The organism is Nisaea sp. (genome assembly GCF_040217065.1).
Classification (GTDB): domain Bacteria; phylum Pseudomonadota; class Alphaproteobacteria; order Thalassobaculales; family Thalassobaculaceae; genus Nisaea.
The window spans coordinates 27259-46757 of sequence record NZ_JAVJNX010000009.1; the positions used below are offsets into that span (position 1 = coordinate 27259).

Here is a 19499-nt window from a genome sequence, read left to right on the forward strand (position 1 = left end):
GATGCCCACTCATGCAGAACAGCGGGTTGTTCCCTTCAGCCCGGAGCAGCTTTTTGACCTCATTGCCGACGTTCAGCGCTACCCGGAGTTTCTGCCGTGGTGTGTTGGCGCGCGGATACGCAAGCGCGACGGAGACACGATCTTCGCGGACCTGGTGATTGGCTACAAGCTGTTTCGAGAACGGTTCACCTCGAAGGTGACCCTCAGCCGGGACCGGAACCGGATCGATGTGGAATATACCGATGGCCCGTTCAAGTATCTCAACAACCACTGGGTCTTCGAGCCGCATCCCAAAGGCTGCCTGATCGACTTCTATGTGGATTTCGAATTCCGCTCGAAAATGCTGCAGAAGATCATCGAGGTGTTCTTCAACGAAGCGGTTCGCCGGATGGTGGGCGCGTTCGAGGCCCGGGCGCATGAGCTGTATGGACCCAAGTAAGCGCAGGGCGAAAGCGTTTGAAAAATATAATTAAACTAAAAATGAAGTTATTTAACTGAAAAATAAGTTCCTCATTCCGGTTGCGTTACGAATGAGCTTTTGCGCTCTCCGACATTCCCTCTGGATAAATCCGCTCATCGAGAGCTGACCCAAAGTCCAACTCGCCTGTTGAAAAGAGCTGGACCCAGTGCAGGCGGTATTTCCGGCCGTGATTGGCTAGGTACTCGTTCCGCTGCGCGCTTCCGCGCGGGCAAGCACCATCCGCAGGGCGTGCAGCACGGTCTGGTGCCGGACGGCCCCTCGATCACCTTCGAAAACCCGGCGCTCGGCAACGACACTGTCAGGAGTCGCGACGGCGAAATGCACGAGGCCGACCGGCTTTTCGGTGGACCCGCCGCCGGGGCCGGCGACACCGGTGACCGCGACGGTCACTGCTGCGCCGGAATTCTCAAGCGCCCCCGAGGCCATGGCGCGCGCTGTCGCTTCCGAAACGGCACCATGCACCTCAAGGATTTTTGCCGGGACGCCCAGCATCTGCATTTTGGCTTCGTTCGAATAGGTGACGAAGCCACGGTCCACGACATCGGAGGACCCGGCGATCTCGGTCAGCGCCCCGGCGATCAGGCCGCCGGTGCAGCTTTCCGCCGTCGCCGCTTTCCATCCGATGGCCCGGCAGTGTTCGAGCACACTGGTCGCGAGGTCGCGGATCTGATTGTCGAAATTGTCCATGGAAAGCCCCGGTCAGAGGTAATACTGGGCGGCGAGGAGTACCAGCGCAGCGTAAATCCCGGCGCACAGATCGTCGAGCATGATGCCGGTCGCGCCGGTCAGCCGCCTGTCGGCCCAGCCGGCCGGAAAGGGTTTCGTGATGTCGAGGACGCGGAAGGCAACGAAACCGATGGCGAAGCTGACCGGATCGAGCGCGGCCGGCAGCAGGGCGATCCATTGCCCGGCAACTTCGTCGATGACGACGGAACCTGGATCTTTCGTCGCCAGCGTGTCCGCATAGCGGCCGGCGGACCAAAAGCCGACGAGGGTTGCGATAATGGCAGCCACGAGCAGGAGCTTCCAGCCGCCGAGCCAGAGGAACAGCCATGCAAAGGGCAGGGCGGCGAGGGAGCCCCAGGTACCCGGCGCGAAAGGCGCGTGCCCGGTCCAGAAGAAGGTGGCGGCGAGCCGTACCGGATGAAAAAGGGGAAGAGGGCCAATCATTGGTCGCTCTCCGACGGCAGCAATACCGTAGCCACGGCCTGTGCCGCTATGCCTTCGCCGCGCCCGGTGAAGCCAAGCCGCTCAGATGTGGTGGCTTTGACGCTGATCCGGCTTTCCGGCAGGTTCATGATTTCCGCGATCCGGCGGCGCATGGCCGGCCGGTGTGGGCCGATTTTCGGCCGCTCGCAGATCAGGGTGACGTCGATATGGGTAATGCGTCCGCCCCGGTTCACCACGAGGTCACGGGCATGCATCAGGAACCGGTCCGACGCCGCGCCTTTCCATTGCGGGTCGCTCGGCGGGAAATGGCTGCCGATATCGCCGTCGGCGATGGCGCCGAGCAGGGCATCGGTGATGGCATGCAGGCCGACATCCGCATCGGAATGGCCGATCAGCGTGCGGTCATGCGCGATCTCAATGCCGCAAAGTGTGATGCTTTCGCCGGGGCCGAGCCGGTGCACGTCGAAGCCTGTGCCGACGCGCGGCTCCATGCGTGATGCCATCATGGTCTCAGCCCGCATCAGATCCGCCTCAGTGGTGATCTTGAAAAGTGATTCGGCGCCTTCGACCAGTTGCACCGTCAGGCCGCGCGCTTCGAGCAGTGCGGCGTCATCGGTCATATGGCTGTCCGACGCCTCATGGGCATCCAGCAGGGCGCGGAAATGGAAGCCCTGCGGGGTCTGCGCCCGGAACAGCGCGCTGCGGTCGACAGTGCCGGTGATCGGCCGGTCCAGCCCGACCGCCCGTTTCAGCGTATCCGGCACGGGCAGGGCGGGAATCGCTCCGGGACTGTGCTGCAGGGCTGCGACGACACGGTCAATCACCGCCGTCTCGACAAAGGGGCGCGCCGCATCGTGTATCAGCACCAGATCCGGATCGAAATCTTCGAGGGTCCGAAGGCCGTTCAGCACCGACTGGCCGCGCTCGTCGCCGCCTTCGACCGGCGGCGGGAGCTCCAACCCGCGCACGGCGTTCTCGTAGAGCTCACGATGCGCCGGATCGATCACCAGGCGGATCGCGCCGATCGCTGGATGGCCGAGGCAGCGCTGCACGGCGTGACGCAGGACAGGGACGCCCCCCACCGTCAGATATTGCTTTGGAGTCGCACTGCCGAGACGGGTTCCGCGCCCGGCGGCGACAATCAGGAGAGCGGTCTTGGACCGGGGCACAAATCACCTCAATTAGCTCTGGCACTTCGGAGCGGGCTGCATGATATAGTGCCGTCATGCCAATGTCTTTGCTCTTGAATCTCTCGGCCTTGCTGGCCCTGGTTCCGGCCGGTCTGTTCGCGCTCCGCTCCCCGGGGCGTACGGGCGGATTGTTCTGGGGGCTGCTTTGCGTTGCTGTAACCGGACCGCTGCTGTTCGTCATCGTCTCGGTCGGCTCCAGCTGGCGCTCGGACCTTGCCATGGCGCTCTGGCTTGCGGTGAGTGCGAGTCTGCTGGTTTATCTTCTGCTCTGCTGGTTTCGGCGCGAGGCCCGAGGACTGGCGGTCCTGCTGATGCCGTATCTCTTTCTGCTGTCCCTGATCGCAACGATCGCCGGTACGGCCCCGCATATTGTGCTGAACGAGGGGCTGCCCGGCACCTGGTTCTCCGCCCATATCGCAGTGGCCCTTGCAACCTACGCCCTGCTGACGCTGGCGGCGATTACCGGGCTGGCTATTTTCATCAAGGAAAGGGCCCTGAAAAAGAAGCGGGTCTCCTCCGGAATTGCGCCGGCGCTGCCGTCCGTTGCGGATTGTGAAAAGCTTCAGGGGCAGCTGCTCGGCGCTGCGGTGATCGTGCTTGTCTGTGGTCTGGTTACCGGTATAGCGCTGCAGAATTACCTGACCGGACAGCCCCTTGCGTTCGACCACAAAACTGTTTTGTCCCTTGTAACGCTTGGTATTCTTGCTGCTCTCTGGCTGGTAAACAGCCGGTTCGGGATGCGCGGGCGCACCGTGGCGCGTCTGGTCCTGGTTGCATACCTCCTGCTGACGCTTGCCTATCCCGGGGTCAAGTTCGTGGCGGAAATCCTAGTCTGACGGACCGATGCCCAGCCACCCTGAATAAAGATCCTTTTTGACAATTTTGCGTGCGGTTGCTTAATTCCTGAGCAACTGAAGGCGAGTGCTTAGAGAATGACCATAGAGATCGGCCCAATCGAGCTTGAGAGCCCGGTTTTCCTCGCCCCCATGTCGGGCGTGACGGACCGGCCGTTCCGCCGTCTGGTTCGGGAATTCGGCTGCGGCCTGGTGGTTTCGGAGATGATTGCCAGTGCGGCCGTTCTGCAGGACGTGCGGGAAGAAATGTTCAAATTTCCCGAGGACATGGATGCCGAGCGACCGCTTGCCGTGCAATTGGCGGGTTGGGACCCGGCCATCATGGCGGAAGCCGCCAGGCTGAATGTCGACCGGGGCGCCGAGATCATCGATATCAATATGGGCTGCCCGGCGAAAAAGGTGGTCAACAAGCTCGCCGGCTCGGCGTTGATGCGCGATGAGCTGCTCGCGGGGCAGATCATGGAAGCCGTCGTCAAGGCGGTGCCGGTGCCCGTTACCCTGAAAATGCGCACCGGCTGGGACAAGAACGACCGGAACGCCCCGCGCCTCGCCCGCATCGCCGAGGAGGCCGGCATTCGCCTGCTGACGGTGCACGGCCGGACCCGGTGCCAGATGTACAAGGGACATGCGGACTGGCGCTTCATCCGGGAGGTGAAGGACGCGGTTTCCCTGCCTGTGGTGGCCAATGGCGATATTGCCAGCCTCGAGGATGTCGATACCTGCCTTGCCCAGTCCGGCGCGGACGGGGTGATGATCGGTCGCGGCGCCTACGGGCGTCCGTGGTTCCCGGCACAGGTGGCGGCGCATCTTGCCGGACGCGCGATTCCGGCAGACCCGGATGTCGTTGCCCGTGCGGAGATCATGCGCCGACATGTTGACGACATGATGTCCCATTATGGCGCTCAACTGGGCCTCCGCATGGCCCGGAAACATATTGGCTGGTACGCGAGCGGCATTCGCGGATCTGCCGAATTCCGCAAGATCGTGAACAACACAATGGATCGCAAAATGGTCGAGGAGGCGATCCATCGCTTCTTTGGCCCGGAAGCCGCGCCGGAGCGGCAGGCGGCATGAGCATGACTGTCGAAACCCCGCGGCCGGCACCTGCGCCACTCGACCCGGCCGGTGTGTTGCATGCCGTGCCGATCCCCGTGATCGGCCTCGATGAAGACAATTGCATCGTCTATGTGAACATGACGGCTGAACATTTTCTGCAGGGGAGCGCGTCCGTCCTGAGCGGCACGCCGCTTGCCGACCTGCTGCCCTATGACAGCCCCATTTTCAGCATGATCGATCAGTCCCGGCGGCAATCCTCGGTGCTGTTCGACTATGACCTGATCCTCGAAGGCCCCCGTATCGGCTCCCACATCGTCAGCATACAGGTCTCTCCGGTGACCGACCGGCCGGGGTCGGTCATCGTTTCCCTGCAGATGCGGTCGATTGCCAACCAGCTATACAGACAGTTCAACTTCAAAGGCGCAGCCCGGTCGGTAACGGCGATGGCGGCGATGCTGGCGCACGAGGTGAAGAACCCGCTTTCCGGCATCAAGGGCGCGGCTCAGCTTCTGGAGCAGAACGCGGTCGAGGCAGACCTGCCGTTGACAAAGCTGATTTGCGACGAAACGGACCGGATCTGCAGTCTGGTCGATCGTATGGAAGTGTTCTCGGATGACCGGCCGATCGAGCGCAATCCGGTGAACATTCACGAGGTGCTGGACCATTGTCAGCGCATAGCGGAATCCGGCTTCGGCAGCCATGTGCGGTATCATGAGCGCTATGATCCGTCGCTGCCGCCGGTGCTTGGCAACCGGGACCTCCTGATTCAGATCTTCCTCAATCTTCTGAAGAATGCTTCCGAAGCGCTTGGCGACATGGGTGGAGAGGGCGAGATCCAGCTGCTGACCTCCTATCGCCATGGCATGCGTGTTTCCGTGCCGGGTTCGTCGCGGCGGGTGAGCCTCCCGCTTCAGGTCACGATCAGGGACAATGGCCCCGGAATCCCGGATGACATGAAGACGACTATCTTCGATCCCTTCGTCACGTCGAAGCGCAACGGTTCCGGGCTCGGGCTTGCGTTTGTGGCCAAGGCGGTCGCCGACCATGGCGGCGTGATAGAGGTCGATTCCGTATCGCGGCGCACCGAATTCCGGCTCTCGTTCCCGATTGCAGATGTCTCACAGGCCTTCACGCAGACATGACAATGAACAATGCTTCCATCCTGATCGCAGATGACGATCAGGCGATCCGCACGGTATTGACGCAGGCTTTGACCCGCATCGGCATGGATGTCCGCTCGACAGGGACTGCCGCCAGTCTCTGGCAATGGGTCGAACGGGGTGACGGGGATCTCGTCATCACCGATGTGGTGATGCCGGACGAAAATGGGCTGGATCTGCTCACCCGCATCCGCAAAATTCGTCCGGATCTGCGCGTGATCGTGATGAGCGCGCAGAACACCCTGCTGACGGCGGTCAAGGCAAGCGAGCGGGGGGCATTCGAATATCTGCCAAAACCCTTCGATCTGGCAGAACTGGTTCAGGTCGTGAACAAGGCCCTGATGGCGCGCGGTGAGGGCCGCGTTCCGGCGGAGAAATCCGAAATTTCCGAAGAGGAATTGCCACTGATCGGCCGCTCGCCGGCGATGCAGGAAATCTATCGGGTCCTGGCGCGTCTGATGGCGACCGACCTGACGGTGATGATTGCCGGCGAGTCGGGGACCGGCAAGGAGCTGGTCGCCCGTGCGCTGCATGATTACGGCAAGCGCCAGAAAGGGCCCTTTGTCGCGGTCAATATGGCGGCAATACCCCGCGAACTGATCGAAAGCGAGCTGTTCGGGCACGAGAAGGGCGCCTTCACCGGTGCCACCGCCCGATCCAGCGGCCGGTTCGAGCAAGCCCGCGGCGGGACGCTGTTTCTCGATGAGATCGGGGACATGCCGATCGAGGCCCAGACCCGCCTCCTGCGGGTTCTGCAGGAAGGGGAGTACACTACGGTTGGCGGGCGCTCGTCCATCCAGGCGGATGTCCGCATTGTCGCCGCCACACACCGTGACCTGAGACAGCTGATCCGCCAGGGCATGTTCCGGGAAGATCTGTTCTATCGGTTGAACGTGGTGCCGATCCGTCTGCCCCCGCTGCGCGAGCGGAAGGAGGATGTCGCGGATCTGGTCCGGCATTTCCTGACCGTGGCGCAGAAGGAAGGCCTGCCCGAAAAGAGCATCGATGGCGCGGCAATGCAGCGCCTGACGGAGTACAACTGGCCAGGCAATATTCGGGAACTTGAAAATCTGGTGAAGCGTCTGGTCGCACTCTATTCCGAAGAGGTTATCGGCGCCGCAGCAATCGATGTAGAATTGTCGGAAAGTCCGGCGGCCGCCGGCGAGGATGTCGTTGACCGGAGCGAGAATCTTTCCGACGCGGTCGAGCGCCATCTCAGGACCTATTTCGCGGCTCACAGCGACAATCTGCCCCCGGCTGGCCTGCATGACCGGATCCTCCGTGAAGTGGAGCGACCACTGATCATGCTGTCCCTTGATGCAACCAAGGGCAATCAGCTTAAAGCGGCGTCGATGCTTGGCCTCAACCGCAATACCTTGCGCAAGAAGATCAGGGATCTCGGGATTCCGGTCGTCCGTGGCGCCCGATAGAGGCTGCGCCTGCCCTGTGCACCTGAAACCGTGCGCATGCGGCAGGATTGAGCTAGAAGTAGTATTGCGATCTGCCCCTTATTAGGTGAGACATGCTGGCGGAAGCAGGTACCGACGCCAATTCCACAGAGCCACCCAGGCCGAGTCCAGAGAACCGGCTCGGCAGCTTTACGCGAAAGTTCCGACTTTGGGCTCAGCGTATCGGCTTCGAGCGGAAGGCCGCCTATGTGCTGGCCGCACTCGCCATCATGGCCGGCCTGGGAACTTATGCGGTGTTCACCCGGGCAGGTCCTGCCGGTCCCGACCCGGATGTCGTCCTCGGCATTCTCTATCTCGATTTTTCCCTGCTGCTGTTGCTCGGGGTTCTGGTCGCCTACAGGCTTGTCCGCCTCTGGGTCGAACGACGCAAGGGACTCGCAGGCTCCCGTTTGCATGTTCGCCTGGTGGCCATGTTCTCCGTGCTGACCGTGGCCCCGACAATTCTGGTCTCTGTCTTCTCCCTGGTGATGTTCGATTTCGGTATTCGGTCCTGGTTCAGCGAGCGGGTTTCCACCGCTGTCACCGGGTCCGTTGCCGTGGCGGAGCGCTATCTGGAAGAACACCGGCAGGTGATCCGTGGCGACGTCCTTGCGATGGCAAACGACATCAACCGGGAAGCGCCGTTTCTGGTCAATAACCCGGCGCGCTTTTCCCAGGTACTGAGAGCGCAGGCTTCGCTGCGAAATCTGACGGAAGCGGTTGCCTTTGACAGTACCGGACGGGTTCTGGCCCGAACGAACCTTGCCTTGTCTTTCGATTACGAACCACTTCCCGAACGGGCGATGTCAAAGGCCACGCTTGGAGATGTGGTTGTCCTTACGACCGACGCGGATGACCGGATACGGGCGGTCGTCCGGCTTGACCGGTTCGTCGATGCGTATCTTTTTGTCGGCCGCTTCGTCGATTCGGAAATTCTGAGCTACATCGAGCGGACGAAAGAGGCCGTCGCGCAATTCACCGAACTGGAAGGCCGCCGCCTCGATATCCAGGTTTCCTTCATCATGATTTTCGCCATGGTAGCCCTGTTGCTGTTGCTGGCGGCCGTCTGGATCGGACTTAATCTTGCCACCTGGCTGGTTCAGCCTATCAGTGAACTGATAGGGGCGGCCGAACGGATCAGCGGCGGTGACCTGACGGCAAGGGTTTCCGGACCTGCCGAGGCGGACGAAATGGGACTCCTTGCCAAGGCGTTCAACCGCATGACACGGCAACTGGAAATGCAGCGCAGCGAATTGATGAGCGCGAACCGTCAGGTTGATGCCCGTCGCCGCTTCACAGAAACTGTGCTTGGCGGGGTGTCCGCCGGGGTTATCGGGCTTGATGCTGATGCGCGGATCAATCTGCCCAACAAATCGGCGGCCAGCCTGCTTGGCGTGACCGTTGAATCTTTGGTTGGCCGGATGCTTTCCGAGCAGATCCCGGAGATGAGTGAGTTGCTGGACCAGGCACGGCATAACCCGTATCGGCAATCCGAAAAGCAGATCGAGCTCAATAGGGAGGGCCGCAAGATAACATTGCTGGCCCGGATCAAGGCCGAGATCGCTGACGGGAAGGTTTCCGGCTATGTCCTGACTTTCGACAATATTTCAGACCTTCTGTCGGCCCAGCGCATGGCGGCCTGGGCCGATGTTGCACGCAGGATCGCGCATGAAATCAAGAATCCGCTGACGCCGATCCAGCTCTCTGCTGAACGACTTAAACGTAAATATCTTAAACAGATAGATGATGATCCTGAGACATTCGTTGAATGTACAAGCACCATCGTGCGACAAGTAGGCGATATCGGGCGTATGGTCGATGAGTTCTCCGCATTCGCGCGGATGCCGGCGCCGGTCATGCGGAAGGAAAACCTGATCGATATCGTTCGCGAGCAGGTGGTTCTGCAAAGATCGGCTCAGTCCGGAATTACGTTTGAATTCGATGGCGACCAGGAACCGGTAGAGATTGAATGTGACCAGAGGCAGATCAGACAGGTTTTGACGAACTTGCTTCAGAACGCGATAGACGCCATCGACTTGACGGCTGCCGAGGCGGCTGATGGCGGACCTGTATCGGATCACCGGATTTCGGTTGCTGTTGCCCATGACGACCAGAGAATTGTCGTCGATGTGAAGGATACGGGACGGGGGCTACCGGACGTGGACCGCGATCGCCTGACCGAACCGTATGTAACGACCCGCGAAAAAGGTACCGGACTCGGTCTGGCAATTGTGAAGCGAATCATGGAAGATCATGGAGGATCTATTTCGCTAACTGATCGGGAAAACGGGGGGACGCGGGTCCGCCTGACTTTCAGGGAAATCATCGAGGCGCCGCGGGATGCGGCGACATCGGGTTCTAATGACAATGATTCTGGACTAAGCCGTCATGGCGCATGACATTCTCATCGTAGATGATGAGGCTGATATCAGGTCTCTGCTCGCTGGCATCCTTGAGGACGAAGGGTACGAAACCCGCCAGGCGCGCAATAGCGACGAAGCCCTGGAGGCTGTCGATATCCGCCGCCCGGATTTGGTCATTCTCGATATCTGGCTGGAAAACAGCGCGCTCGACGGTCTGCGGATTCTGGAGCGGCTGAGCGCCGGGCATCCGGATATCCCGGTGATCATGATCAGTGGCCACGGCACCATCGAGACCGCAGTCTCGGCGATCAAGATCGGTGCGTATGATTTCATCGAAAAGCCGTTCGAGACGGAGCGTCTGTTGCTGCAGGTCGGGCGGGCGCTGGAAGCGGCGCAGCTGCGGCGTGAGAATGCGGAACTCCGGGCCCGGTCGGATACGGATGACAGACTGATCGGAAACTCCGCCGGCATTGCACAGGTGGTGCAGGCGGTCGAGAAGGTGGCGCCAACGAACAGCCGTGTGCTGATCACCGGCCCAGCCGGGGTGGGCAAGGAAGTTGTCGCCCGTATGATCCATGCCAATTCGGCCCGGGCAAACGGACCATTCACGGTCCTGAACTGCGCGACGTTGAGCCCGGAGCGTCTTGAAATCGAGCTTTTTGGCGCCGAACGACGGGACGGCGATGCGGGCGACGAGGCGCGTACCGTGGGCATGCTGGAACAGGCTCACAAAGGCACGCTGTTTCTGGACGAAGTTGCGGACATGCCAAAGGAAACCCAGGGCAAGATTGTCAGGGTTCTGCAGGAACAGAGATTCCGGCGGGTCGGCAGCGAGAGGGGAATCTCCGTTGATGTCCGAGTCATCGCCTCGACGAACAGGGACCTTCAGCAGGAAATTTCAACCGGACGATTCCGGGAAGACCTTTATTATCGACTGAGCGTTGTTCCGATCGTCGTGCCGGCCCTGGCCGAACGCCGTGAGGATATTCCGTTGCTCTGTCATCATTTCATCGAGCGCTCCGCCCGCAGCTCCGGCATGTCCCATCGGATTCTGGGTGAAGATGCTATTGCCGCGCTGCAGTCATACGACTGGCCTGGCAACGTGCGCCAACTTCGCAACATGATCGACTGGCTGCTGATCATGGCGCCGGGTGCGGCACATGAACCCGTCAGGGCCGACATGCTGCCGCCGGAAGTCGGCTCCTCGGCGCCGATCAGCCTGAATTTCGACAAGGGTGTCGAAATCGTCGGAATGCCGTTGCGCGAGGCGCGTGAAATGTTCGAGCGGGAGTATCTGCTGGCCCAGGTGAATCGGTTCGGGGGCAATATTTCCCGGACGGCCAGTTTCGTTGGTATGGAGCGATCGGCTCTGCACCGCAAACTGAAATCGCTCGGCGTCAGCGCCGAACGTTCTGCATAACAATCTTCTTCAGAACAGGATCACGGCATGAAAGTCGTCATCTGCGGGGCCGGCCAAGTCGGCAGCAGCATCGCCCAGCATCTCGCGGGCGAGAACAATGACGTGACTGTCATCGACCAGGACGCTGCCCTCGTCCGGAAGATCACGGAAACCCTCGATGTGCGCGGCGTGCATGGATTGGCGTCCCTGCCATCGATCCTTGAAGGGGCGGGGACCCGGGACGCCGACATGCTGATCGCGGTCACCTATTCCGACGAAGTCAATATGGTGGCCTGTCAGGTCGCACATTCACTCTTCAATGTGCCGCTGCGTATCGCCCGCATCCGGCAGCAGGATTACCTGCAACCTCTCTGGGCCGATCTGTTCAGCCGGGAGAACATGCCGATCGACCATATCATTTCGCCGGAACGCGAAGTGGCGAAGGCGATCGGTCGACGGTTGCAGGTCCCTGGGGCCTTCGACGTGCTGCCCATGGCGGATGGTATGGTCCGGGTCGTCGGGGTGCGCTGCGACGAGGATTGTCCGATCGTCAACACGCCGCTGCGCCAGCTGACCAGCCTGTTTTCCGATCTCAGCATCGTCGTTGTCGGCATTATCCGGGATGACCGGGGAATCGTGCCTAAGCCGGACGACCACATGCTTCCCGGGGACGACGTCTATTTCGTCTGTGATGTCGATCATCTGTCCCGCGCCATGGCGGCCTTCGGCCATGAAGAGGAAGAGGGCCGCAGTGTGATCATCGCGGGCGGCGGCAATATCGGCCTGATGCTTGCCGAAGAGATTGAATCGAAGCATTCCGGGGTCAGCGTCAAGATCATCGAATATGACCGGGAGCGGGCCAAGCTGGTCGCGCAGACCCTGTCCCGCACTATGGTGCTGAATGGCGATGCGCTGGATACGGAGGTTCTCGAGGAAGCCAATGTTTCGAACACCGAAACATTCGTCGCCGTGTCTAACGATGACGAAGTGAACATCATCGGCTCATTGCTGGCCAAGCGGGCAGGGGTGAACCGGACTGTTGCGCTGATCAACAAGGGAACCTACGCCTCACTGATCTCCACCCTCGGCGTCGATGCCGTGGTGAATCCCCGGGCCATCACGGTCTCGACGATCCTGCAGCATGTCCGGCGCGGCCGGATCCGCGGGGTTTATTCATTACGTGCCGATTTCGGTGAAGTGATCGAGGCGGAAGCCTTGGAAACGTCGTCTCTGGTCGGCCATCCCCTGCGTGACGCAAAGCTTCCCGCGGGCGTCATTATCGGGGCCATCTATCGCGACGAAAAGGTACTGGTACCGCGCGGGGATACCGTGATCCAGGCAAAGGACCGGGTGGTTTTGTTCGCAACCTATGCGGTCGTCAAGAAGGTCGAGAAGCTGTTTGCTGTCCGGCTGGACTTTTTCTAGGTTCGCGGCGTGAAGAGTATTGCGATGCCACAGGCCGTCCTGTTCGACTGGGACAGTACGCTTGTCGACAACTGGCCGGGCGTTACCGCAGCGATGAATGCGGCGCTGGCGGCGTTTGACCTGCCGGTCTGGACCGAGGCGGAAATGAGGTTCCGGGCGAAGCGCTCGATGCGGGATAGTTTCCCGGAGATATTCGGCATGGAGTGGGAGAGGGCCTCTGCACTTTTCTATACCGCTTTTGAAGAACGGCACATTGAAGGGCTTCGCGCGCTTCCAGGTGCGGCAGAGCTGCTGGCTGCACTTCGTGACAGCTCCGTCCTGATGGGGGTGGTAAGCAACAAGAACGGCGTCTTTCTGAGGGCTGAAGCGGATAGTCTCGGCTGGACAGGGTTTTTCCACAGGATCATCGGCGCCACGGATGCAGCGCAGGACAAGCCGGCCCGTGATCCGGTCGATCTCGCGCTCGCGGGATCGGGGCAGGTGGCCGGAGCCAGCACATGGTTCGTCGGCGACTCTTTGGTTGACCTGCAGTGCGGTCTGGCCAGCGGATGCGTTCCTGTTCTGGTCGGCAATGATCCTGTTGCCGCCGAAGACCTGGAAAAATGGCCCCCGACATTCCGGTTTGCGGATTGCCACGAAATGCGGTGCGCTCTGACCGATTGAGTCAGGTGGATAAATCGTTATATAAAGGTGGTGTCTATCTCGCATATGCGAGATAGGGGCGGTGCAAAGCTTTTTCGGCACACGCTGAAACGAAACAAACAAAAGGTCCGTGCAATGGCCAGCGAAAAAAATCAAAACGTTCAGGAAGTGTTCCTTAACGCGATCCGGAAGAACAAGACTGCGGTTACAATTTTCCTCATCAACGGCGTGAAACTGCAGGGAATCGTCACGTGGTTCGACAATTTCTCCCTGCTGTTGCGACGGGATGCGCATTCGCAGTTGGTCTACAAGCACGCGATCTCGACAATCATGCCATCTCAGCCAGTTCAGCTGTTTGAACCGACACGGGAAGAAGAGGGCACTTGATCCTGATTAATCGGGGCGTGCATGGGTAACGCTCCGGACGCGGGCAGCGGTCGCGCGCTCGTCGTCCATCCTTTCGTGAAACAGCGGGCCGGTCGGCCTGTGGCATTGCGAGACCCGGAGGGGCGTCTCGCGGAAGCCGTCGGGCTGACTGCCGCCATAGAACTCGACGTGGTTCACGCCGAGACCATTTCTCTGTCCAAAGTCCGGCCAGCCACCTTTATCGGCGGCGGTGCCGTCGAAAGGTTGGCCGGCGTGATCGAGTCGCTGGAGGTCGATGTCACCATCGTCGACGCATCGCTTTCGCCCGTTCAGCAGCGCAATCTTGAAAAAGAACTCGGATGCAAGGTGATCGACCGGACCGCGCTGATCCTCGAGATTTTCGGGGCACGGGCGCGAACCTATGAAGGCCGCCTTCAGGTCGAGCTGGCCGCTCTGACATTCCAGCGCAGCCGGTTGGTCCGGTCGTGGACCCATCTTGAACGCCAGCGTGGCGGATTCGGGTTCGTCGGCGGTCCCGGTGAAAGCCAGCTGGAGATCGACAGACGCCTGATCGGGGAGCGCATTACCCGGATCAGCAATGAGCTTGAGGATGTGAAGCGTACCCGCGAGCTGCATCGCGAATCCCGGCGCAAGGTGCCCTATCCGATCGTCGCTCTTGTCGGCTACACAAACGCGGGAAAGTCGACACTCTTCAATCGTCTGACAGAGTCAGAGGTCTTTGCCAAGGACCTGCTGTTCGCCACTTTGGATCCGACCATGCGGCGGCTGGAACTGCCATCCGGACGGACCGTGATCCTCTCCGACACGGTCGGTTTCATCTCCGACCTGCCGACGCATCTGGTCGCGGCTTTTCGCGCCACGCTCGAGGAGGTGCGGGAAGCGGACATCCTTCTGCATGTCCGAGATTTTTCGCATCCGGACAGTGATGCGCAGCGTGATGACGTGCTGGCGGTCCTGCGGGATCTGGGGATCGAGGAAAAGAAGCTCGAAGATCAGACAATCGAGATCCTGAACAAGATCGACCTCATGGAGGGCCAGGGGAACCTGGATATTCCTTCCGGAAAAGGCCGGCGGATTGGGGTTTCCGCGCTCACTGGAGCCGGATGCGCAAATGTCCTCGCCATGCTTGACGACGCAATTGGCGCGGAGGACATCACGCGCATCTTTGAGCTCGATATCTCCGATGGAGAGGCGCTTGCGTGGCTTTACCAGCATGGCCGGGTGACGGATCGCCAGGACCGGGAAACCGATATCCTGGTGAAGGTCCAGCTGGCGCCCGTTGATGCGGAAAGGTTCGATGCCAGGTTCGGTGTCTGATCAGGGCATGCTCGGTGCTCAATACCACTTCCAGAACGAGGCTGTTCGGGTTAGGTCTGTAGATCCTCATCGCATCATTCGCATGCGCTGCTTATAAGGATCGTATGACCCGCATCCCAGACCCCGCCGCTGTCATCGAGATCATGCGTGAGACGGCTGACGCCGTTGTTCTTCCGCGCTTCAGGGCACTGCAATCCGGAGAGATCCAGGAGAAAACCGGGCCCGAAGATCTGGTGACGATCGCCGACATAGAGTCCGAACGCCGCATGACGCCGTTGCTGCAGGATCTGCTGCCTGGGTCGACCGTGGTCGGCGAGGAAGCCGTGGCAGGGGATGCCTCGGTGCTGAACCGTCTCACGCTGGACTCGCCGGCCTGGATCATCGATCCGGTCGACGGGACTCGGAATTTCACCAAGGGCAGCCCGAAATTCTGCGTCATGGTCGGGCTGGTCTATCGGCGTCAGCCAATCCTCGGCTTCATCCTCGATCCGCTTGGCCGGCGTTGCGCATTTTCGGTGCGTGGGGAAGGGGCCTGGATGCGGGACTATGACGGGCGGGACGAAGCCCTGTCCGTTCTGGTGCCGAAACCCAGCACGGAGATGCGCGGCGCTCTCAATTTCAGATTCCTGTCCTCTCCCCTGAAGGAGGAGATGAAGGAGCGCGCGAAAACTGAGGTCGGAGAACATTTCCGCATGGGCTGTGCCGGGCACGAGTATCTGACTCTGCTGACCGGCGCCGCTCATTTCGCGATGTATCCGAAGAACATGCCCTGGGATCATGTTGCCGGCGCGCTGATTCACCAGGAAGCAGGCGGTTTTCACGCCCGCTTCAACAAGCGTCCCTATTTCCCGGATCAGCTCGATGGCGGCCTTCTGATTGCTCCCGACGAAGCATCCTGGGATGAACTAAGGGAAAAGCTCTGGCCGTAAAGCGCGGCGTTGTTCAGGCCGCACGCCTGAAGGAGAGCCCGAGTCCTTCTTCCAGGCCAAGCATCAGGTTCATGTTCTGGACCGCGGCTCCCGACGCACCCTTGCCGAGATTGTCGAGCGTCGCCGCCAGCACGCACTGGCCGCTTTTCTCGTTCGCGAACACGTAGAAACGGATCGTGTTGGTGTCGTTCTGCTCTTCCGGGTCGAGACGGGGAAGGGAGGCCGCCTCTGCAAGCGGGGCCACATCCGCGAACATGTGCCCGCTGTAATGATCGCTGAGGCACTCATGAATGCGGGCCGCACCGATCCCGCCCTTGAGCGTCCAGAGATGCAGCGGCACGTAAACCGCCATGCCCTTGTAGTAGCGCCCGACGCTCGGCTGGAAGATCGGGGCATGCTCCAGCATGGAATATTGCTGCATCTCGGGCAGGTGCTTGTGCTGCAGACCAAGACCATAGGCAAACACGTTTGCGGAGAGATGATCCGCCGCGCCGGTGTCTTCCATGGACTGGATCAGCGCCTTGCCGCCGCCGGAATAGCCGGAAATCGCATTCACCGAGACCGGATAGTTAGCGGGTAGCAGGGAATTCTCCACCAGCGGCCGGATCAGGCCGATGGCCCCGGTCGGGTAGCAGCCCGGGTTGCTGACAAAGCGGGCATGGCGCACGGCCTCTTCCTGGCCGGCGCTCAGTTCCGGAAAGCCATAGACCCAGTCATTGTCGACGCGGAATGCGGTCGAGGCATCGATCACCTTGGCATCCGGATTCTCGATCAGGGACACGGCCTCGATGGATGCCGCGTCCGGCAGGCAGAGGATGGAGAGATCCGCCTCGTTCAGCGCACGGCGGCGTGCCTCGGTATCCTTGCGTTCTTCCGCGCCGAGGCTGATCAGGGAGACATCGTCCCGTCCCGTCAGCCGCTCGCGGATCTGCAGGCCCGTGGTCCCGGCTTCACCGTCGATGAAAATGCGTACCGCCATAGCGGATCTCCTCACTGCGCGGGCCCGATGCCGCGCTTACTTCCGCACAATATTGAATGGGGAGAAGGCTTGGCAAGCCGCCATCAATTCAATCCGGTTGATATTCACATTCGCCGCGTGGGCCATCGTCCAGGACATGGCATCCGAAATGTCGTTTGCGGTCAGAGATCCGGAAGGATGGTTGTGAGCAAAAATTCGTGAAAAGTATTTTAATACAGCAACAAACGCGCGTTTATTAATGTCGATCAGGTCTTGTCGAACTGTTTCGCGCGTTGCCAGAGCGCTTCCAGTTCGCCCAGGTCTGCCTGCTCCGGTGCGCGCCCGGTTTCATCCTGCAGCAAGATTTCCACGGCACGAAACCGGGTCTCGAATTTCCGATTGCACCGGCGCAGGGCGCTTTCCGGTTCGACCCCGAGTTTGCGGGCGAGATTGACGCAAACAAAAAGCAGATCGCCGATTTCGTCCTCGATCCTGTCGGGGTCGCGCTCCTTCGGATGCTCTTTCAGTTCCGCGCGAACCTCGGCGATCTCTTCCTCCAGCTTGTCGAAAACCTGATCGGTTTCCGGCCAGTCGAAACCTACCCGGCCGGCGCGTTTCTGCAGTTTTATTGCCCGCATCAGAGCGGGAAAGGCGGCGGAGACCCCGTCCAGCGCACTTGGCCGGACAGCGCTTTCAGCGGCCTTGTGCGCACGTTCCGCAGCCTTCTGTGCCTCCCAGTTCAGCGTCTGTTCATCCGCGTCGGCAACGCTCTCTGCGGCGAACACGTGGGGATGGCGCCGGATCATCTTTTCGGTGATGGCATGGGTCACGCTGTCGAAATCAAAATGCCCGGCCTCCTGGCCGATCTGTGTGTGGTAGATCACCTGCAGCAGCAGATCGCCGAGCTCTTCCTCAAGATGCGGCATATCGCCCTCGGTGATGGCATCGGCCACTTCGTAGGCTTCCTCGATGGTGTAGGGGGCGATGGTCTCAAAGGTCTGCTCGATGTCCCAAGGGCATCCTCCATCCGGGTCGCGCAGGCGCGCCATGACCTGGCGGAGTCGCTCGATCGGCGGAAGATCAGGTGTGGGGATTGGCTTCACCGCTGGTTGCTTGTTCTGTGTTTTCATGACGAGCGAACCATACTGATTGGTCTATCGGCGCGAAAGCTCGAAACAGCATTGTTGAATGTCGATTTGGTTGCGGGTGGGGCACGGAGTGATTTCCCTTGATCAGGATGAGAGGTGTGATGAATTATTTGATAATGTATATTATGGGAAATTATATTGATATCTCTCCAACACCTGTGTCGGCACCCCTGGCTGAATTTATTCAGGTTCCGGTGAATGGCGCTTTCCGTTCCAGGTTGGAAATCTCTACGCGCCTTGCATTGAGCTGTTTCAAGGTGTGATGTAATCCCACTGGCATGTCAGGCCCTTAGCCACATGACGATCGACTACCAGCATGCCGCTTCTCCGCTTATTTTGGACCGGATCAAGAATGTGCAGATCCAGCTTTCCAATCACCGCCCTCCTCTTGATTATCAAGAAGTCCGCATAAGACGTTGAAACGAAGAACAACTCACGGGGCTTTCTCCTTCGCCAGGGCGTCCAGCAAGGCCCGGTCTGCCATTGCCGAGTTATAGACGCGGTATCCCGGAAAAAAGAACGGCGGGAGGGTTTTGGGAATCACCCCCTTCGTCTGTCCTGCGTTGAGAAGCTGGGCGTAGCGTTTCTTGTCGAATACGTGATTTCCAACGTAATAAGGCAAGCTTGTCTGCGTGAAACTGCTTTTGAAATACATGATGGATTCGGATCCACCTCCGAGGTGAAACTTCCTGAAACCCTGCTGTTTGGCCCATTTTGCAATCTGTATTATCAGGAAGTGGTTCACGTAGGCACGTTTCTGAAGCCGCCGGTTCGCGGCCAGGAAATATTCCACCGTGTCGCCGAACCGAAGTGTTATCGCCGCGCCCAGAACCTTTCCTTCCTCCTGGACAGTAAAGAGATCGATGCAGTCTTTCATCTTTTTGAACAGGTTCACGAAGAACGCGGCTTTAAAATTCAGATATCCGGAATTGCCACGGCGGCGCATGGCTGCGTGATAAAGTTCGATGAACTGGGCGATTGTATCGGCTGTGTAGTCGCGCTCCATGGTGAGCCCAAGTCTCGCGGTCTGGCGGATACCCGTTCGTATGCGTGACCGGCACCCGGCTAGCAGATCCTCTTCATCCTGTGTCAGGTCTATGAAGAGATTGTCATTGTGGCGCCGTACATCGTCTAGCAATCCCTGCCCCAATACATGGTTTCCTGCGATAGGGTCAAAGCGGATGAACTCTGAGATAATGTTTGTATCCAGAGCGTATTCTGTCAGGCGCATACGGAAATTGCGCATGAGCTCTGCCCGGGCCGTATCCTCACAGTCAGTGTAGAAGCCTCCGTAGCCGTAGGGGGTGGAAATGTCGAATTCGTCCCTGGTCGTGCCCCGGTCAAATGGGAGCCCGCTCAATGACCTGCGCATTATGGGGTATGCAATTGTTCCTTCTGAATCTGTGAAGACGATGCACTCAGCATCGCCATCCCCGTTCAGTTCAAGGACTGAACAGTAGTCTGGTTGGGAGGAAATACCCGACCCGTTGACACCGCGAAGGGATTTTATCCAAGCGTCGCTGCTTTGCAGGGTCAGGATCTTAAAATCGGGCACGGCAGATCGCTTTCACT

18 protein-coding genes are annotated in these 19499 nt (G+C 59.9%); 12 read left to right on the forward strand and 6 right to left on the reverse strand.

Annotated features, from left to right (window positions below):
• Nucleotide 1 precedes the first annotated feature (1 nt).
• The gene (locus RH950_RS12420) at nucleotides 2-439 is read left to right on the forward strand and encodes a type II toxin-antitoxin system RatA family toxin (protein ID WP_350057178.1); all 438 of its coding nucleotides are present in this window, start codon (nucleotides 2-4) and stop codon (nucleotides 437-439) included.
• A gap of 216 nt (nucleotides 440-655) precedes the next feature.
• Here RH950_RS12420 and RH950_RS12425 read toward each other — a convergent pair whose 3' ends face one another.
• From RH950_RS12425 to RH950_RS12435, 3 genes are read right to left on the reverse strand one after another with little or no spacing between them, the layout of a single operon-like run.
• Entirely contained in the window at nucleotides 656-1168 is a 513-nt protein-coding gene (locus RH950_RS12425; protein WP_350057180.1) for a CinA family protein, read from the reverse strand.
• A gap of 12 nt (nucleotides 1169-1180) precedes the next feature.
• A complete protein-coding gene (locus tag RH950_RS12430) occupies nucleotides 1181-1651 on the reverse strand; it encodes a phosphatidylglycerophosphatase A family protein (protein ID WP_350057182.1) in 471 nt (156 codons plus the stop codon).
• Nucleotides 1648-2820, reverse strand: coding sequence for a bifunctional 2-C-methyl-D-erythritol 4-phosphate cytidylyltransferase/2-C-methyl-D-erythritol 2,4-cyclodiphosphate synthase (locus tag RH950_RS12435; protein WP_350057184.1), 1173 nt, complete (start codon nucleotides 2818-2820; stop codon nucleotides 1648-1650). Before RH950_RS12435 ends, RH950_RS12430 begins: the two co-directional genes overlap by 4 nt.
• A gap of 56 nt (nucleotides 2821-2876) precedes the next feature.
• On the opposite strand from RH950_RS12435, the gene RH950_RS12440 reads away from it, so the two are divergent.
• The 11 genes from RH950_RS12440 (at nucleotide 2877) to RH950_RS12490 (ending at nucleotide 15821) form a co-directional block, all read left to right on the forward strand.
• Nucleotides 2877-3677 (forward strand): cytochrome C assembly family protein, encoded by an 801-nt coding sequence (locus RH950_RS12440; RefSeq protein ID WP_350057186.1) that lies wholly within the window; start codon nucleotides 2877-2879, stop codon nucleotides 3675-3677.
• A gap of 96 nt (nucleotides 3678-3773) precedes the next feature.
• The gene (gene dusB, locus RH950_RS12445; protein ID WP_350057188.1) at nucleotides 3774-4769 is read left to right on the forward strand and encodes a tRNA dihydrouridine synthase DusB; all 996 of its coding nucleotides are present in this window, start codon (nucleotides 3774-3776) and stop codon (nucleotides 4767-4769) included.
• Nucleotides 4766-5893, forward strand: a complete 1128-nt coding sequence (locus tag RH950_RS12450; RefSeq protein ID WP_350057190.1) for a two-component system sensor histidine kinase NtrB — start codon at nucleotides 4766-4768, stop codon at nucleotides 5891-5893. The genes dusB and RH950_RS12450 overlap by 4 nt, the downstream gene beginning before the upstream one ends.
• 2 nt (nucleotides 5894-5895) lie before the next feature.
• Nucleotides 5896-7341, forward strand: a complete 1446-nt coding sequence (ntrC, locus tag RH950_RS12455; protein WP_350057192.1) for a nitrogen regulation protein NR(I) — start codon at nucleotides 5896-5898, stop codon at nucleotides 7339-7341.
• A gap of 92 nt (nucleotides 7342-7433) precedes the next feature.
• Nucleotides 7434-9758, forward strand: a complete 2325-nt coding sequence (locus RH950_RS12460) for a sensor histidine kinase NtrY-like (RefSeq protein WP_350057194.1) — start codon at nucleotides 7434-7436, stop codon at nucleotides 9756-9758.
• On the forward strand, nucleotides 9748-11142 hold the full coding sequence (gene ntrX / locus RH950_RS12465) for a nitrogen assimilation response regulator NtrX (RefSeq protein WP_350057196.1): 1395 nt from the start codon (nucleotides 9748-9750) through the stop codon (nucleotides 11140-11142). The genes RH950_RS12460 and ntrX overlap by 11 nt, the downstream gene beginning before the upstream one ends.
• A 27-nt stretch (nucleotides 11143-11169) precedes the next feature.
• Nucleotides 11170-12546: a Trk system potassium transporter TrkA gene (gene trkA, locus RH950_RS12470; RefSeq protein ID WP_350057198.1), complete on the forward strand. Its 1377-nt coding sequence runs from the start codon at nucleotides 11170-11172 to the stop codon at nucleotides 12544-12546.
• 24 nt (nucleotides 12547-12570) lie between these two features.
• Nucleotides 12571-13209, forward strand: a complete 639-nt coding sequence (locus RH950_RS12475; protein WP_350057200.1) for an HAD family hydrolase — start codon at nucleotides 12571-12573, stop codon at nucleotides 13207-13209.
• Between the two features lie 114 nt (nucleotides 13210-13323).
• Nucleotides 13324-13575 (forward strand): RNA chaperone Hfq, encoded by a 252-nt coding sequence (gene hfq / locus RH950_RS12480; protein WP_350057202.1) that lies wholly within the window; start codon nucleotides 13324-13326, stop codon nucleotides 13573-13575.
• A 21-nt stretch (nucleotides 13576-13596) separates the two neighbouring features.
• Nucleotides 13597-14892, forward strand: coding sequence for a GTPase HflX (gene hflX / locus RH950_RS12485; protein WP_350057204.1), 1296 nt, complete (start codon nucleotides 13597-13599; stop codon nucleotides 14890-14892).
• Between the two features lie 104 nt (nucleotides 14893-14996).
• Nucleotides 14997-15821, forward strand: a complete 825-nt coding sequence (locus RH950_RS12490; protein WP_350057205.1) for an inositol monophosphatase family protein — start codon at nucleotides 14997-14999, stop codon at nucleotides 15819-15821.
• A gap of 13 nt (nucleotides 15822-15834) precedes the next feature.
• On the opposite strand, the gene argC is transcribed toward RH950_RS12490, so the two are convergent.
• From argC to RH950_RS12505, 3 genes are all read right to left on the reverse strand, one after another.
• A complete protein-coding gene (gene argC / locus RH950_RS12495; protein WP_350057206.1) occupies nucleotides 15835-16800 on the reverse strand; it encodes an N-acetyl-gamma-glutamyl-phosphate reductase in 966 nt (321 codons plus the stop codon).
• A 245-nt stretch (nucleotides 16801-17045) separates the two neighbouring features.
• Nucleotides 17046-17909, reverse strand: a complete 864-nt coding sequence (gene mazG / locus RH950_RS12500; RefSeq protein WP_350057207.1) for a nucleoside triphosphate pyrophosphohydrolase — start codon at nucleotides 17907-17909, stop codon at nucleotides 17046-17048.
• 451 nt (nucleotides 17910-18360) lie between these two features.
• Nucleotides 18361-19482, reverse strand: coding sequence for a GNAT family N-acetyltransferase (locus tag RH950_RS12505; RefSeq protein WP_350057209.1), 1122 nt, complete (start codon nucleotides 19480-19482; stop codon nucleotides 18361-18363).
• Between the last annotated feature and the right edge of the window lie 17 nt (nucleotides 19483-19499).